This is a genomic window from Thiocapsa bogorovii, from assembly GCF_021228795.1.
Classification (GTDB): Bacteria; Pseudomonadota; Gammaproteobacteria; order Chromatiales; family Chromatiaceae; genus Thiocapsa; species Thiocapsa bogorovii.
This window is the reverse complement of the sequence record NZ_CP089309.1, coordinates 2,095,237-2,110,133: the sequence shown is the minus strand read 5'-3', so window position 1 is coordinate 2,110,133 and position 14,897 is coordinate 2,095,237. Positions and strand designations below refer to the sequence as shown.

The 14,897-nt window shown below is 64.1% G+C and carries 12 protein-coding genes; 8 read left to right on the top strand and 4 right to left on the bottom strand.

What is annotated here, in order from left to right; translation table 11 throughout:
• Window positions 1-77: 77 nt before the first annotated feature.
• A complete protein-coding gene (gene metH, locus LT988_RS09575) occupies window positions 78-2,717 on the bottom strand; it encodes a methionine synthase (RefSeq protein ID WP_408648064.1) in 2,640 nt (879 codons plus the stop codon).
• A gap of 64 nt (window positions 2,718-2,781) precedes the next feature.
• The gene (locus LT988_RS09570; protein ID WP_232409928.1) at window positions 2,782-2,997 is read right to left on the bottom strand and encodes a PIN domain-containing protein; all 216 of its coding nucleotides are present in this window, start codon (window positions 2,995-2,997) and stop codon (window positions 2,782-2,784) included.
• A gap of 322 nt (window positions 2,998-3,319) precedes the next feature.
• On the opposite strand from LT988_RS09570, the gene LT988_RS09565 reads away from it, so the two are divergent.
• The 7 genes from LT988_RS09565 to cynS all read left to right on the top strand — a co-directional run bounded on the left by LT988_RS09565 (window position 3,320) and on the right by cynS (window position 9,719).
• Entirely contained in the window at window positions 3,320-4,519 is a 1,200-nt protein-coding gene (locus tag LT988_RS09565; RefSeq protein WP_232409927.1) for a sensor histidine kinase, read from the top strand.
• Entirely contained in the window at window positions 4,516-5,151 is a 636-nt protein-coding gene (locus LT988_RS09560) for a response regulator (RefSeq protein WP_232409926.1), read from the top strand. Before LT988_RS09565 ends, LT988_RS09560 begins: the two co-directional genes overlap by 4 nt.
• 201 nt (window positions 5,152-5,352) lie before the next feature.
• Entirely contained in the window at window positions 5,353-6,066 is a 714-nt protein-coding gene (locus tag LT988_RS09555; protein ID WP_232409925.1) for a DJ-1/PfpI family protein, read from the top strand.
• Between the two features lie 47 nt (window positions 6,067-6,113).
• Window positions 6,114-7,475 (top strand): CmpA/NrtA family ABC transporter substrate-binding protein, encoded by a 1,362-nt coding sequence (locus LT988_RS09550; RefSeq protein ID WP_232409924.1) that lies wholly within the window; start codon window positions 6,114-6,116, stop codon window positions 7,473-7,475.
• A 3-nt stretch (window positions 7,476-7,478) separates the two neighbouring features.
• Window positions 7,479-8,321, top strand: a complete 843-nt coding sequence (gene ntrB, locus LT988_RS09545) for a nitrate ABC transporter permease (protein WP_232409923.1) — start codon at window positions 7,479-7,481, stop codon at window positions 8,319-8,321.
• Window positions 8,322-8,326: 5 nt separating this feature from the next.
• Complete coding sequence (locus LT988_RS09540; protein ID WP_232409922.1) at window positions 8,327-9,262, top strand: ABC transporter ATP-binding protein; 936 nt, start codon at window positions 8,327-8,329, stop codon at window positions 9,260-9,262.
• Window positions 9,263-9,275: 13 nt separating this feature from the next.
• Window positions 9,276-9,719: a cyanase gene (gene cynS, locus LT988_RS09535; protein ID WP_232409921.1), complete on the top strand. Its 444-nt coding sequence runs from the start codon at window positions 9,276-9,278 to the stop codon at window positions 9,717-9,719.
• A 410-nt stretch (window positions 9,720-10,129) separates the two neighbouring features.
• On the opposite strand, the gene LT988_RS09530 is transcribed toward cynS, so the two are convergent.
• Entirely contained in the window at window positions 10,130-10,759 is a 630-nt protein-coding gene (locus LT988_RS09530; protein WP_232409920.1) for a MarR family winged helix-turn-helix transcriptional regulator, read from the bottom strand.
• 255 nt (window positions 10,760-11,014) lie between these two features.
• Between LT988_RS09530 and LT988_RS09525 the strand changes: the two genes are divergently transcribed.
• Window positions 11,015-11,488, top strand: a complete 474-nt coding sequence (locus LT988_RS09525) for a cytochrome P460 family protein (protein WP_232409919.1) — start codon at window positions 11,015-11,017, stop codon at window positions 11,486-11,488.
• A 463-nt stretch (window positions 11,489-11,951) separates the two neighbouring features.
• On the opposite strand, the gene uvrA is transcribed toward LT988_RS09525, so the two are convergent.
• A complete protein-coding gene (gene uvrA / locus LT988_RS09520; RefSeq protein WP_232409918.1) occupies window positions 11,952-14,777 on the bottom strand; it encodes an excinuclease ABC subunit UvrA in 2,826 nt (941 codons plus the stop codon).
• Window positions 14,778-14,897: the final 120 nt, after the last annotated feature.

Genomic DNA, 14,897 nt, shown 5'->3' with positions numbered 1-14,897 from the left:
CGCGCCGGCTTCAGGGGTCGTCAAGTCTGCCAGGGCGAGTCCCATCGAAGACCATTGCATACCGCTCCGGGCGCGGTTTAGTCAGCCTCGTACGCCAAATTCGGCGCCAGCCAGCGCTCGACCTCGGGCAGCGGCATGCCTTTGCGCTCGGCGTAGTCGGCCACCTGATCGCGGGCGAGCTTGCCGACGGCGAAATAGCGGCTGTCCGGGTGCGAGAAATAGAGCCCGCTGACCGCCGCGGTCGGGACCATGGCCTTGGACTCGGTTAGCCAGATGCCGGTATTGCGCTCGACCTCCAACGCCTGCCAAAGCAGATCCTTCTCGGTGTGGTCGGGCGATGCCGGATACCCCATCGCGGGGCGGATGCCCTGGTAGCGTTCCTCGATCAGGTCTTCGTTGCTCAGATCCTCATCCGAGGCATAGCGCCAGTGGCGTGTGCGGACCCGTGCGTGCAGCATCTCGGCCAGCGCCTCGGCGAGCCTGTCGGCGATGGCCTTGAGCATGATGGCGGAGTAGTCATCATGATCGGCCTCGAAGGCCGCAACACGTTCATCGATCCCGATCCCGGTGGTGCAGGCGAAGCCGCCGACATAATCGGGGATGCCGGTCTCGGCCGGAGCGACGTAGTCGGCCAGACACTCGTTGTACTTACCGGGGGGCTGCTTTCCCTGCTTGCGCAGACAGTGGAAGGTCAGCAGGGTCTCGCGGCGGCTCTCGTCGGCATAGACCGCGATATCGTCGCCGACGGCGTTGGCGGGGAAGAGTCCGATGACCGCGGCAGCCCCGAGCCACTTCTCGGTGATGATCTTGTGCAGCATCGCCTTGGCGTCGTCGAAGAGCTTGCGCGCCTCGACGCCCTTCTCGGGGTCGTCGAGGATCTGAGGATAGCGCCCGCGCAGCTCCCAGGCGTGGAAGAAGAAGGTCCAGTCGATATAGGCGGCGATCTCATCGAGCGGGATGTCGCGGAAGGTCTGCACGCCCGGCTCGGCGGGGACCGGCGGCTGATAGTGCTCCCAATCGATCGGCGTGCGGTTGGATTGGGCCTTGGTCAGAGGCACGAGGTCGCGCGCCTCGTCGCGGGAGGCGCGACGCTCGCGGATCTGCACGTATTCGGCCCGCACGCCGGCGACATACTTCTCCTTCATCTCCTTCGACAGTAGGCTGCCCGCCACGCCCACGGCGCGCGAGGCGTCCTTGACATGGATGACCGGGTGTGTGTATTGCGGCTCGATCTTGACCGCGGTGTGCAGCTTAGAGGTCGTCGCACCGCCGATCAGCAGCGGGATGGTGAAGCCCTGGCGCTGCATCTCCTTGGCGACATGGACCATTTCGTCGAGCGAGGGGGTGATCAGGCCGGACAGCCCGATGATGTCCGCATTCACCTCGCGGGCCTTCGCGAGGATCCGATCGGCCGGCACCATGACGCCCATGTCGATCACCTCATAGCTGTTGCACTGGAGGACGACCCCGACGATGTTCTTGCCGATGTCGTGCACGTCGCCCTTCACCGTCGCCATGAGGATGCGGCCCTGGGTGTCGCCCTCGCACTTCTCGGCCTCCAGAAAGGGCTCCAGATAGGCGACGGACTTCTTCATGACGCGCGCGGATTTGACCACCTGCGGGAGGAACATCTTGCCCTCGCCGAAGAGATCGCCGACCACGTTCATGCCGTCCATCAGCGGGCCTTCGATGACGTTGATGGGCGCGCCGAGCTTCTGGCGTGCCTCTTCCGTGTCCTCGACGATGAAATCGGTGATGCCCTTGATGAGCGCATGCTCGATGCGCTTCTCGACCGTCGTTTCGCGCCAGGAGAGATCCTGCTTGTTCTCGATGCCCGAGCCGTCGCCCTTGTATTTGGGCGCGAGATCGAGCAGCCGCTCGGTGGCATCCGGGCGCCGATTGAGGATGACGTCCTCGACCGCCTCGCGCAGCTCCGCGGGCAGATCGTCGTAGATGGCGAGCTGGCCGGCGTTGACGATGCCCATGTCCATCCCGGCGCGGATGGCGTGATAGAGGAAGACCGAGTGGATCGCCTCGCGCACCGGGTCGTTGCCGCGGAAGGAGAAGCTGACATTGGACACCCCGCCCGAGACCTTGGCATAAGGCAGCTCGCGCTTAATGCGCCGGGTCGCCTCGATGAAGTCGACCGCGTAGTTGTTGTGTTCTTCGATCCCGGTGGCCACGGCGAAGATGTTGGGGTCGAAGATGATGTCCTCGGGGGCGAAGCCGATCTCGTCGACCAGGATACGATAGGCGCGGGAGCAGATTTCGAACTTGCGCTCCTGCGTGTCGGCCTGACCGATCTCGTCGAAGGCCATGACCACAGCAGCCGCGCCGTAGCGCTTGACCTTCTTCGCCTGCTCGCGAAAGGCGACCTCGCCCTCTTTCAGGCTGATCGAGTTCACGATGGACTTGCCCTGGACGCACTTGAGCCCGGCCTCGATCACCGACCATTTCGACGAGTCGATCATGATCGGCACCCTGGCGATGTCCGGCTCCGCGGCGATCAGATTCAGGAAGCGCACCATGGCCGCCTGCGAGTCCAGCATCGCTTCGTCCATGTTGATATCGATGATCTGGGCGCCGTTCTCCACCTGCTGACGCGCGACATCGAGCGCGGCGTCGAAGTTGCCGTCGAGGATCAGTCGCTTGAACTTGGCGGAGCCGGTGACGTTGGTGCGTTCGCCGATGTTGATGAAGCTGGCTTGTGGGGTCATGGCATCGATTCGCTGTGGCGGGGGGGCGGTTGCGTTGCGGCTCGGAGCCGTCGGACGCGTGCGCTCAGGCGAGCAGGGTTCGCACATCATACTTGGCAATCTCCGGATCGCGGGTGCCCAGAACCAAGCCGGACGTCTGGGCCTGCGCCACCAGGAGCCGGTCAAAAGGGTCGCGATGATGCATCGGCAAGCCGGGATACGCCGTCAGACGAGGAATCTCGATCTGGAGTAAAGAATCGCCGGCCTTCGGGGTCGCCTCGAAGTCGTCGGCGATCCACAATTGCCTCTGAAAAAGCCCAAGGCGCTGATTTGACGGCTCGGGTTCGTAACGAATGGTCAGATGGGCTTACGCATCCCGGGGATGATGTGCTGGCCTTAACTGGCCTGCTCGACGACCTCGGAGAAGTGTACCTTGGCGTCCGTTACGTTGAGAATGGCAGTCGTCGTCGAAGATTCCGGAGGTTCGACTATAGGGTCCGGGTCGACAGCGAGCAAGGGCGTCACGCGAGGATCCGGGCACGTCCGCCTCCGCATCAGGTCGTTGCGGTAGGGTCCGAAGAGGCATGGAGTCGGCGTCGGCTCGGAGAGGTCCCTTTCTTGCAATGTCGACACGCATCGCCGGGCCATCCTGTCTCCGAATGTTCGCGAATCTCCACCACCTCTCCCACCACGCGGCCTGGCGGCGCCAACTTGAGATGTTGCTCGAGTCGGCCGGCGAAGGCATCTACGGCATCGACCTGGCCGGGCGTTGCATCTTCATCAACCGGGTCGGCGCCGAGCTGCTGGGTTACGAGCCCGATGACGTGCTGGGCCGCCAGATGCACTATCTCATCCATCACTCGCACGGAAACGGTGCGCGAATGCCGGTAGAGGACTGCCGGATCTTCAAGGCATTCAGGGAGGGCTGTAGTTGCCGGGTCGAGGACGAGGTCCTGTGGCGGCGTGACGGCAGCCCCTTCCCGGCCGAGTATGCCTCCTACCCGATCCGCAACGGCGACGAGGTGGTCGGCGCGGTCGTCACCTTCACCGACATCACCGAGCGCAAGCGCACCGAGGCGGCGCTCCATGCCGCCCGCGCCGAGTTGGAGCGGCGCGTCGTCGAGCGGACCGCGGAGCTGTCTGCCGCGCACCGGCAACTGAGCCAGGCGCACGACGGACTCCTCCGCCTCTCGGCCCATCTCAACTCGGTCCGGGAAGAGGAGCGGGCGCACATCGCACGCGAGATTCACGACGATCTGGGTGCCTCGCTGACCGCCATGCAGCTCGAGCTGAATTGGTTGCGGCAACGCCTGACCGATGACCCGGTGATGCGCCGTCATATCGACGCGGCGCTCGAGATCGGCGGCGGCGCCATGGACGCCCTGCGCCGCATTCTCAACGACCTGCGTCCCGGCGTCCTCGATCACCTGGGTCTCTGGGCTGCGCTGGAGTCCTTGCTGGAAGAGACCGAGGCCCGCTCGGGCCTCCGCTGCAGCTTCATCTGCCCTGCCGAGGTCGAGCGCTGCCGCCTGGGTCGGGACGCGGAGATCGCGGTCTACCGCATTGTTCAGGAGGTGCTGACGAACACCCAGCGCCATGCCGGAGCACGCAGGGTCTGTCTCTCGACGGAGGCACAAGACCGGGACCTGCTGATCGAGATGTCCGACGACGGCCGCGGCATGCGGCTACCGGCTCAGCCCATCAGTTTCGGATTGCTCGGGATGCATGAACGGGCGCGAGCCATCGGGGGCGAGCTCGCCATCGTCAGTCACCCCGGCGAGGGCACTCGGGTGGCTTTGAGGCTGAGGGGTGTGCTCGCGTGATCAGGCTCCTCGTGGTCGACGATCACATGATCATCCGCCGGGGTCTGATCCAGATCTTGTCGGAGGAGCCACGGATCGGCTCCATCCAAGAGGCCTCCGACGGTCCCGAGGCGCTGCGAATCCTGCGAACGACCCCGGTCGACGTGATCCTGCTCGACATTGCTCTGGGTGACCGCGATGGGTTCGAGGCGTTGAAGCTCATCACGAGCGAGTTTCCCAAGGTTGGGGTGGTCATGCTCTCGGTGTATCCCGAATTACAGTTCGGTGTGCGTGCCATTCGCGCCGGTGCCGGCGCCTACCTCAACAAAGGCTGTTCGCCCGAGGAACTGCTCGGCGCCATCACCAAGGTGGCTGCCGGCGGTGTCTTCATCACGCCGGGCATCGCCGAGATGCTCGCGCGCAGCGTCCGCGAGGACGGCGCCCGACCACCCCACGAGAGCCTTTCCAATCGGGAATTTCAGGTGCTCAACCTGCTCGTCCAGGGGCGATCCGTCTCCGAGATCGCCGAGCAGCTCGCCCTGTCCTCGAACACCATCTCCACCTATCGCAGCCGCGTCTTCGAGAAGCTCGGCATTCGGACCCTGGTCGAATTGGTGACCTATGCCAATCGCCATGGTCTGCTCGAGCCCTGAGCCAAACCGGTTCGGGACGCCGGATCACCGAATCCTGTTTGTCTTCCCTCATCGTGCCGACTGCCGGATCCAGGCTGAATGCAACTCGATGATCCCTCGGGGCCAACAGTCGCCGGGACGACATCCCTGTAGTGATCCCCCTACGACGAAATCATGCGTTTCGCGATACCGCGGGTGATCGTCGGCCCAGAGAATGAAACCATGCGAAAGAGTCGGGAACAGCACGAGATGCGCAAGGCCGGATTTAGACTCGGGGTCTACGTCTTCAAGGACGCCGAGGTGATCGACTACGCCGCACCCTGCGGTGTGCTCTCTGTGGCACGACGGCTCGACCCCGAGATCGATGTGTTCCTGGTGGCCGAGACCCTGCGTCCTGTCCAGACCCAGGCCGGCATTACGGTCTTGCCTAGTTACGGCTTCACCGACCGACCGGCGATGGACGCATTTCTGATCCCGGGAGGGTTTGGCACACGTCAGGAGATGCACAACCGCAATCTGCACGACTTCATTCAGGGGCTCCCGGACGCTTGTCTCCTCACGAGCGTCTGCACCGGATCCTGGGTCTATGCCTGTATGGGCCTGCTCGACGGACTGCCGGCCACCAACCGCAAGGAGCCCGATCGGCTCGAGGCATCCCACCTCGGCAAGACGCCGATCGCCCGATTGGCCGAGCTGGCACCGGCCTGTCGAATCAGTCACGCCCGCGTCGTCGATGCCGGACGCATTGTCACCGCAGGCGGCATCAGCTCGGGGATGGAGCTGGGATTCCATCTGCTGCGGCGCGCCGGATATGACGCCGCGTTCATCCAGGGCGTCGCTCGGGTGATGGAGTACCAACGCGCCTACGCGCTTTACGAGCACGACATCGAGTACGCGAATCCGCCGCTCGGAGTTCCCGAGCTCATCTCCGCCTAAGCCCGAACATTCCAATCGGATCCCCCCACCGGAACGAGGAATCACCAATGTCTCTGCCCAATCCCTTCGATCCCGACGTCAAACTGCACCGCGGCGGCTGCTCCTGCGGACACCATCGCAACCAAGCCGAGCACGATCAGGCCCACGCCCGGGACCAGCGTGAGCAGCAGGATCGGCTGGTCGAGGGTACCGTCATGCGTGCGCTCTTCCCTCGGGACGCCGAGCGGCGTCGCTTCTTGAAGTCGGTCGGGGCAGGAACGGCCCTGGCCGCGATCTCGAGCATCTTTCCGCTCGGGCTCGCGAAAGAGGTCTTCGCGGAGACCAACGGGCCGCTCGAGAAGACCAAGCTGAGCGTCGGCTTCATCCCCATCACCTGCGCGACCCCCATCATCATGGCGCATCCGCTGGGGTATTACTCCAAGTACGGGCTCGACGTCGAGGTGGTCAAGACCGCTGGTTGGGCCGTCGTCCGCGACAAATCCCTGGCGAAAGAGTACGACGCAGCCCACATGCTCTCGCCGATGCCCCTGGCCATCACGATCGGTGCAGGATCCAACCCGATCCCCTGGACCATGCCTGCGGTCGAGAACATCAACGGCCAGGCGATCACGCTCGCGATGAAGCATAAGGACAAGCGCGACCCGGCCGACTGGAAGGGGTTCAAGTTCGCTGTCCCCTTCGATTACTCAATGCACAACTATCTGTTGCGCTACTACCTCGCCGAGCATGGCCTGGATCCGGATCGGGACGTGCAGATCCGCGCCGTGCCCCCGCCCGAGATGGTCGCCAACCTGCGTGCCGACAACATCGACGGCTTCCTCGCGCCCGATCCCGTGAACCAGCGCGCGGTTTACGATGGCGTCGGTTTCATCCATCTCCTCTCCAAAGAGATCTGGGACGGACACCCCTGTTGCGCCTTCGCGGCCAGCCGCGAGTTCGTCACCGACATGCCGAACACCTATCAGGCCCTGCTCAAGGCGATCCTGGATGCGACCGCCTATGCCCGCAAACCCGAAAACCGCAAGGAGATCGCCGCAGCGATCGCCCCGGCCAACTACCTCAATCAGCCGGTCACGGTGGTTGAACAGGTTCTCACCGGGACCTTCGCCGACGGTTTGGGCAATATCGTCCGGGATCCCGATCGGATCGACTTCGACCCCTTCCCCTACGAATCCTTCGCCATCTGGATCCTGACTCAGATGAAGCGTTGGGGGCAGATCGATGGCGATGTCGACTATGCGAACGTGGCACGCGAGGTCTTCCTGGCGACCGATGCGGCTCGTCTCATGACAGAGGTCGGCATGGAGGCACCGACCGATCCGGTGATGGCCTTCTCGGTCATGGGCAAGCCGTTCGATCCGTCGAAGCCGGAGGCCTATATCGAGAGCTTCCCGATCCGGAGGACCTGACGGATGAAGCCAACCAGCTTCTGGGCAGCACCGATCCTATCGGTACTCTTCTTCGGGGTCTTCGTCGGTGTCTGGCACTTCTCGACGCAGCAGACCCTCGGCGAGGTGACGGTGGATCCCGAATACGCGGCCCTGATCGGCGCACAGGCGGCCACGGGCGGGCAGTCGGCGATGCCCGGGCCGCTGGATGTCGGCGCGAAGCTGTGGGAGCACATCCGGGACCCCTTCTATGATCGGGGGACCAACGACAAGGGGATCGGCACCCAGCTGATCTACTCGATCGGGCGCGTCCTGATCGGGTTCGCGCTCGCGGCGCTGGTTGCCATCCCCTTGGGCTTCGTGATCGGGATGTCTCCCTTGATCTATAAGGCGCTCGATCCCTTCATCCAGGTCCTGAAACCGATCTCGCCGCTCGCTTGGATGCCGCTAGCGCTCTACACCATCAAGGACTCCGACATCTCGGCCGTGTTCGTGATCTTCATCTGCTCGCTCTGGCCGATGTTGGTCAACACCGCCTTCGGTGTCGCCTCGGTGCGGAAGGACTGGCTCAATGTCGCCCGAACGCTTGAGGTCTCGCCACTGCGCACGGCCTTCCAGGTCATCCTTCCCGCCGCCGCGCCGACCATCATGACCGGGATGCGGATCTCGGTCGGCATCGCCTGGCTGGTCATCGTGGCGGCCGAGATGTTGGTCGGCGGCACCGGGATCGGCTACTTCGTGTGGAACGAGTGGAACAACCTCTCCATCACCAACATCATCAGCGCCATTCTCTTGATCGGTCTGGTCGGAATGATGCTGGACACCATGCTCGCGCAGTTGGCACGCGCGGTCACTTACAAGGAGTGAGCAGCATGTCGCAGCCCTTTCTGAAGATCGAGGGATTGACCAAACGTTTTCCGGGCACAGGCGGAGCGTCCGACTTCACCGTCTTCGAAAACATCTTTTTCGGGATCGAGAAGGGCGAGTTCGCTTGCATCATCGGCCACTCCGGATGCGGCAAGACCACCATCCTCAACGTCCTGGCCGGACTGGACGAGGCGACCGAGGGCGGCGTGGTCATGGGCGGTCGCGAGATCGCGGGTCCCTCGCTCGAACGCGGCGTAGTCTTCCAGAGTCACGCCCTGCTACCTTGGCTAACCGCCCTGGGCAACGTCGCCTTCGGCGTGCGCTCACGCTGGCCCCGCTGGTCGGCCAAAGAGATCGAGGCCCACAGCATCCGCTACCTGGAGATGGTCGGCCTGGGCGCGGCTCTTCATAAGAAGCCGGCCGAACTCTCCGGCGGCATGAAACAGCGTGTGGGCATCGCGCGCGCTTTTGCGATCGAGCCGAAGATGCTCCTGCTCGACGAGCCTTTCGGGGCGCTCGACGCGCTCACGCGCGGCACCATCCAGGACGAGCTCCTCTCGATCGTCCAGGCCACGCACCAGACCGTCTTCATGATCACGCACGACGTCGACGAGGCCATCCTGCTCGCCGACAAGGTGCTGCTCATGAGCAACGGTCCCTACGCGAAGATCGCCGAGATCGTCGAGATCACCATGCCGCGTGACCGCACCCGCGCGACCGTTCATCACGATCCTCAGTACTACCGGATTCGCAATCACTTGGTCGACTTCCTGGTGAATCGCTCCAAGACCTATGCGGGCGAGCAAGTCGACGACCCGGTGCACCCGCCGCTCGTCCGTCCCGGACTCGACGGCGGCGCCCGTGTCGTCCCGCTTCCCAAAACACCAAGCCCCACGGAACAGCCCAGCCCCGGCATCGCATTTCGCAACGCATCCAACTGATGGAGACCACGCCATGACACGCGACGACGTCACTGCTCTCATCCTGTCCGCCAAGCTCGAGAAAGGACTGAGCTGGTCCCAGCTCGCCGAGATCATCGGCCACAGTAAAGAATGGTCGACCGCCGCCCTCCTGGGCCAGATGACCCTCACCGAGACCCAGGCCAAGGCTGTCGGTGCCGCGCTCGGGTTGCCCGATGAGGCGATCACCCAGCTCCAGATTGTCCCCTACAAAGGGTCCTTACCTACCGCCGTGCCGACCGATCCGCTCATCTACCGCTTCTACGAGCTGATCAATGTCTACGGCACATCGATCAAGGCATTGATCCACGAAGAGTTCGGCGACGGCATCATGAGTGCCATCGACTTCAGCATGGATATCCAACGCGAGCCCGACCCGAAGGGCGACCGCGTTCAGATCCGAATGAGCGGGAAATTTCTGCCTTACAAGACCTACTGACGCTTTTCTGCCCGGCAAACGCGCGATCCGAGCAAAGGGTCCGAGCACCGATTCTAATCGGATCCTCCCCAACCCCCGCCGGCACCCGGGTCGTTCATTCAAAAGGGCAATCGGCGGGGGCGGGCAGGCGGAGATCGATACCGACGTCGTTGCAGTTGGCGCCGATGTCGCCAAGGTTGTTGGCGGCCTGACCGGGATCGCAGCCCACGCGATCACCCGACGATCCTCGGTGTGTGGGACGCGCGCAGTCTGATCGCTCGCGGCGCATAAGGCGCCTTGAAAAGGCACTCGGCCGGGGCTTCGAGATGCTCGGCGATCCGCTCCCTCGCCAAGTCGCAGAGTCCGCACTCGCGGCAGGCCGCGCCACCACCTCCATGGATGGCCGATCGCGCGCCGATGCAGCCGATGCATCAGGCCACCGCTTCCGTTCGTGGCAGAAGCCCTGCGTCAGCGCCTGGATACTCGTGTTCCCGGCAGATCCGCGTGAGGTCCGAGTCGGTGAGGGTCTCGCCCGTCAGTCCACATCCGTGACCTGCGTCCTGTCCCTGTGCGGTGATGGTCTCCTGGTTGAATCGGCAGGTGGCGCAGACGCCGAAGGTCTTGAGGCCGTTGGCGTGTTGGACGGCTCGCAGCAACCTCCTCAATCCCTCGACCAACCCGTCCACCTCGGGGTCAGGCATCTCGACCATCGTCCGACGCAGCAGGGGCGCTGGCGCGACCTGAGCGAGTAGCACCTTGCCCGCGGCCGTCACACGCAGGTGAATCACTCGTCTGTCATTGGGGTCGGGCATCTTATCGACCAGCGCCCTTGCCTGCAAAACCTTGATGGTCTGCGAGACCGTCCCCTTGGTCAACCCAAGGTATTCGGTCACGGCCTGCGGGGTGTCGGAATAGCGGTTGCAAAGCGCAAGGTAGTGGAGCGCATCCAACTGCACAGGCTGGAGGCCCAGACCCGTGCCCGCCGCACGCGCTTGGGCCCGCAGCAGATTGCAGAGGCGCTCGAGGTGGTCGTGAAGCTCCCTGATCGCGGTCTCCGACATCTTTGCTCAGCCCTCCAGCGAAGTCATGTCTCGAGCTTAGCCGGGAAATAGTATCGCGTCGATACTTTCTTGACAGAACCTCGATGCCGTGCTTTTCTTTAGTCAGTATCGAGTCGATACCAGTGTCCTGACGGACCGATGCGCATCAACCTGCAACACGTGTGCAGAGCCGCTAAAAGCCGGTCCAAAGCCGAGACGGATCCCGGCACACTCGTCTCGATGCCTGATTCATTCCACCCACGAGGAGAGCTCACGATGAACAAGACCCTGATTTCAGTGACGCTGTTCGCAGGCATGAGCACATCGGCCGTCGCCTCGGACCTCATCGACTACCCAGATGCCTACCGTGGCTGGACGCACGTCAAATCCATGACCATCCATCCCGGCCATCCACTCGAGGACCCGTTTCTGGGCATCCATCACATCTATGCCAACGAACCGGCGCTCGCCGGACTACAAGCCGGCACCTTCGCAGACGGATCCGTGCTGGTGTTCGACCAGCTCGAATACCTAACACAAGACCAGGCGTCCACCGAAGGCAACCGTGTACTGCTCGGCGTCATGGTTAAGGATTCGGCGCGCTTCGCCGGCACTGGCGGTTGGGGCTTCGAGGGCTGGGCCGATGACAGCCGCGACCAGCGACTGGTCACGGACGGTGGCGCGGCCTGTTTCGCCTGCCATACCCAACGCGCCGAGCAGGACTTCGTCTTCAGTGAGTGGAGGGACTGAGGTCGCCTCGATCGAGCGACTCGAATCGGCGCCCTTGCGTGCCTGGACGCTGCTGTCGATCCCGGCGACCCGCGCCTCCAACGCACGATTGGTCTTGGTTTCGGCTGCCGGGCTCTGCTTCAGGTTGCCCCAGGCCGCAAGAAGACCGGGGTAGTCGGCTTCCCGTGCGCTCAGCTGGCCTTTGACCTGGGCCTGCGCCGCCTGAAGCTCGGGGTTTAAGGGTGCAGGTTCAGGTTCAATTCACCTGCTGGCGATGGCCGGGAAACATGGATCGGCGCGAGCCGTCGATGTGGTCACTCGATAGCTTCGATTCGATCCCTTTAGGCCCGAGCCCATCGGTTGACACGGCCCAACGCAACGATTTGCGGCCTCCGCTCGGAACGGTCCGCAGGGCGCGACGGGAGCGACCCGCGCGGCGTGGATCCGGCGGGATGCCGAATGGCCGAGACGATGATTGGTCCCCTCACCACCCCCTCTCCAACAACGGCCTCAAAAATCGCCCGGTATGCGACCGGTCGTTCGCGGCAATCTCTTCGGGCGTGCCGACGGCGATGATCTCGCCGCCCCGGTGCCCGCCCTCGGGCCCCAGGTCGATGATCCAATCCGCGGTCTTGATCACATCCAGGTTGTGCTCGATGACGACCACGGTGTTGCCCTGGTCGCGGAAGCGGTGCAGGACGTCGAGCAGATGCTTGACGTCGTGGAAGTGCAGGCCGGTGGTGGGCTCGTCCAGGATATAGAGTGTCCGGCCGGTATCCCGCTTGCTGAGCTCGCGGCTGAGTTTGACACGCTGGGCCTCGCCTCCGGAGAGCGTGGTGGCGCTCTGGCCGAGCCGGACATAGGCTAGGCCGACGTCCATGAGGGTCTGGAGCTTGCGCTTGATGAGCTGCACGGGCGAGAAGAACTCGAGCGCGTCTTCGATGGTGAGGTTCAGGACCTCGTCGATGGTCTTGCCCTTGTAGCGGATCTCGAGCGTCTCGCGGTTGTAGCGTCGGCCCTTGCAGGTGTCGCACTGGACATAGATATCGGGCAGGAAGTGCATCTCGACCCGAATGAGTCCGTCCCCTTTGCAGGCCTCGCAACGCCCGCCCTTGACGTTGAAGCTGAAGCGGCCGGGACCGTAGCCGCGCGAGCGCGCCTCGGGCACGGCGGCGAAGAGGTCGCGCACCAGGTTGAAGAGTCCGGTGTAGGTGGCGGGGTTGGAGCGCGGGGTCCGACCGATGGGGCTCTGATCGATATCGACGACCTTGTCGAAGAAGTCGAGCCCTTCGATGGCGCTATGGGGTGCCGGTTGCAGGCTGGCGCCGTTGAGATGACGCGCGGCGACCGGGAAGAGCGTGTCGTTGATCAGGGTGGACTTGCCAGAGCCCGAGACCCCGGTGATGCAGACGAAGCAGCCGACCGGGATCTCGGCATCGACGGTGCGCAGGTTGTTGCCCCGAGCACCCAGGATGCGCAACTGCCGATCCCGGTCGTTGGGCTTGCGCTGGCTCGGGATGTCGATTCGCAGATCACCGGACAGATAGCGTCCGGTCAAGGACGCAGGCGCGGCGGCGATCGCCTCGGCGGTCCCTTGGGCGACGATCTCGCCGCCGTGTACGCCGGCGCCCGGCCCCAGATCGACGACCAGATCGGCCGAGCGGATCGCCTCCTCGTCGTGCTCGACCACGATGACCGTGTTGCCGATGTCGCGCAGGTGGGTCAGGGTCTTGAGCAGACGGGCATTGTCGCGCTGATGCAGGCCAATCGATGGCTCGTCCAGGATGTACATGACACCGACAAGCCCGGCACCGATCTGGCTGGCGAGACGGATGCGTTGCGCTTCACCGCCGGAGAGCGTCTCGGCGCTGCGGTCGAGGGTCAGATAGTCGAGCCCAACGTCGACCAGGAAGCGCAGCCGGGTGGCGATCTCCTTGATCACCCGCGCTCCGATCTCGCCGCGCTTGCCGGGCAGCTCCAGCTTCTCGAAGAAGCGCAGCGAGTCACCCACGGGCATTGCGGCGACCGCGGGCAGGTTGTGGTCCTCCAAAAAGACATGGCGGGCCGCTTCGTTCAGACGTGAGCCGCCGCAGGTCGGGCAGGGCTGGTGGGAGAGATAACGTGCCAACTCCTCGCGGACCGCACTGGAGTCGGTCTCTTTGTAGCGCCGCTCCATGTTGCGGATGATGCCCTCGAAGGGGCGCACCTTGGCGGCACCCCGCTCGTGTGGCAGCTTGAGCTTGATCTTCTCCTTGCCGGTGCCGAAGAGGATCAGCTGCTGATCCCCGGCGTTCAGCTCGTTCCAAGGGGCCTCGACGTCGAAGCCATAGTGCTCGCCCAGCGTACGGATCACCTGAAAATAGAAGGCATTGCGCCGATCCCATCCGCGCACCGCGCCGCCGGCTAGGCTCAGCTCCGGATGGAGAACCACCTTGGCGGGGTCGAAGAACTGCTCCATGCCGAGCCCGTCGCAGGTGGGGCAGGCGCCGCCCGGGTTGTTGAAGGAGAAGATCCGCGGCTCGAGCTCCGGGATGCTGTAGCCGCAGACCGGGCAGGCGAAGGACGCCGAGAAGGTGATCATCGGCCGCTCGGGTTCGTCGATCGCGGCGATGCGGGCGATGCCTCCGGAGAGCTTGAGCGCGGTCTCGAAGGATTCGGCCAGACGTAGGGCGAGATCCGGCCGCACGCGGAAGCGGTCCACCACCACCTCGATGTCGTGCTTCTTCTTGATGTCCAGCTCGGGCGGGTCGTCGAGCTCGCAGAGATCGCCGTCGATGCGTGCGCGCACGAAGCCTTGTGCATGCAGCTCGCCGATTAGCCGCTGGTACTCGCCCTTGCGCGCCGAGACGACGGGTGCGAGCAGCATGAGCCGATCGCCCTCCGGCAGCGCCATCACCTGGTCGACCATCTGGCTGATGGTCTGGGCCTCCAGCGCCTCGTCATGCGCTGGACAGCGCGGCTGGCCGACCCGCGCGAAGAGCAGGCGCAGATAGTCGTAGATCTCGGTGATGGTGCCGACGGTCGAGCGCGGATTGTGCGAGGTCGTCTTCTGCTCGATCGAGATGGCCGGTGAGAGGCCCTCGATATGATCCAGGTCCGGCTTGTCCATGATCGAGAGGAACTGCCGGGCGTAGGCGGATAGCGACTCGACGTAGCGGCGCTGCCCCTCGGCATAAATGGTGTCGAAGGCGAGGGAGGATTTGCCGGATCCCGACAGGCCGGTGAAGACGATCAGCCGCTCGCGCGGGAGATCCAGATCGATGCTTTTCAGATTGTGGGTGCGTGCGCCGCGAATGCGGATTGTGTCCATAGGGCTGGGAGACCTGCGGCGGTGGGCGGCCAATCCGCGATTATTCCGCAAAGGCCGCTCGAACGCCTCCACCCGTCGCAGAGGATCGCGCGGTCTGCAGCGGATGGCTACGGGCCGACG

Coding starts and splice junctions, on each gene's coding strand:
- cynS (WP_232409921.1), top strand. CDS start 9,276: ATGACACGCGACGACGTCACTGCTCTCATCCTGTCCGCCAAGCTCGAG.
- ntrB (WP_232409923.1), top strand. CDS start 7,479: ATGAAGCCAACCAGCTTCTGGGCAGCACCGATCCTATCGGTACTCTTC.
- LT988_RS09530 (WP_232409920.1), bottom strand. CDS start 10,759: ATGTCGGAGACCGCGATCAGGGAGCTTCACGACCACCTCGAGCGCCTC.
- uvrA (WP_232409918.1), bottom strand. CDS start 14,777: ATGGACACAATCCGCATTCGCGGCGCACGCACCCACAATCTGAAAAGC.
- LT988_RS09540 (WP_232409922.1), top strand. CDS start 8,327: ATGTCGCAGCCCTTTCTGAAGATCGAGGGATTGACCAAACGTTTTCCG.
- LT988_RS09565 (WP_232409927.1), top strand. CDS start 3,320: ATGTCGACACGCATCGCCGGGCCATCCTGTCTCCGAATGTTCGCGAAT.
- LT988_RS09525 (WP_232409919.1), top strand. CDS start 11,015: ATGAACAAGACCCTGATTTCAGTGACGCTGTTCGCAGGCATGAGCACA.
- LT988_RS09550 (WP_232409924.1), top strand. CDS start 6,114: ATGTCTCTGCCCAATCCCTTCGATCCCGACGTCAAACTGCACCGCGGC.
- metH (WP_408648064.1), bottom strand. CDS start 2,717: ATGACCCCACAAGCCAGCTTCATCAACATCGGCGAACGCACCAACGTC.
- LT988_RS09555 (WP_232409925.1), top strand. CDS start 5,353: ATGCGAAAGAGTCGGGAACAGCACGAGATGCGCAAGGCCGGATTTAGA.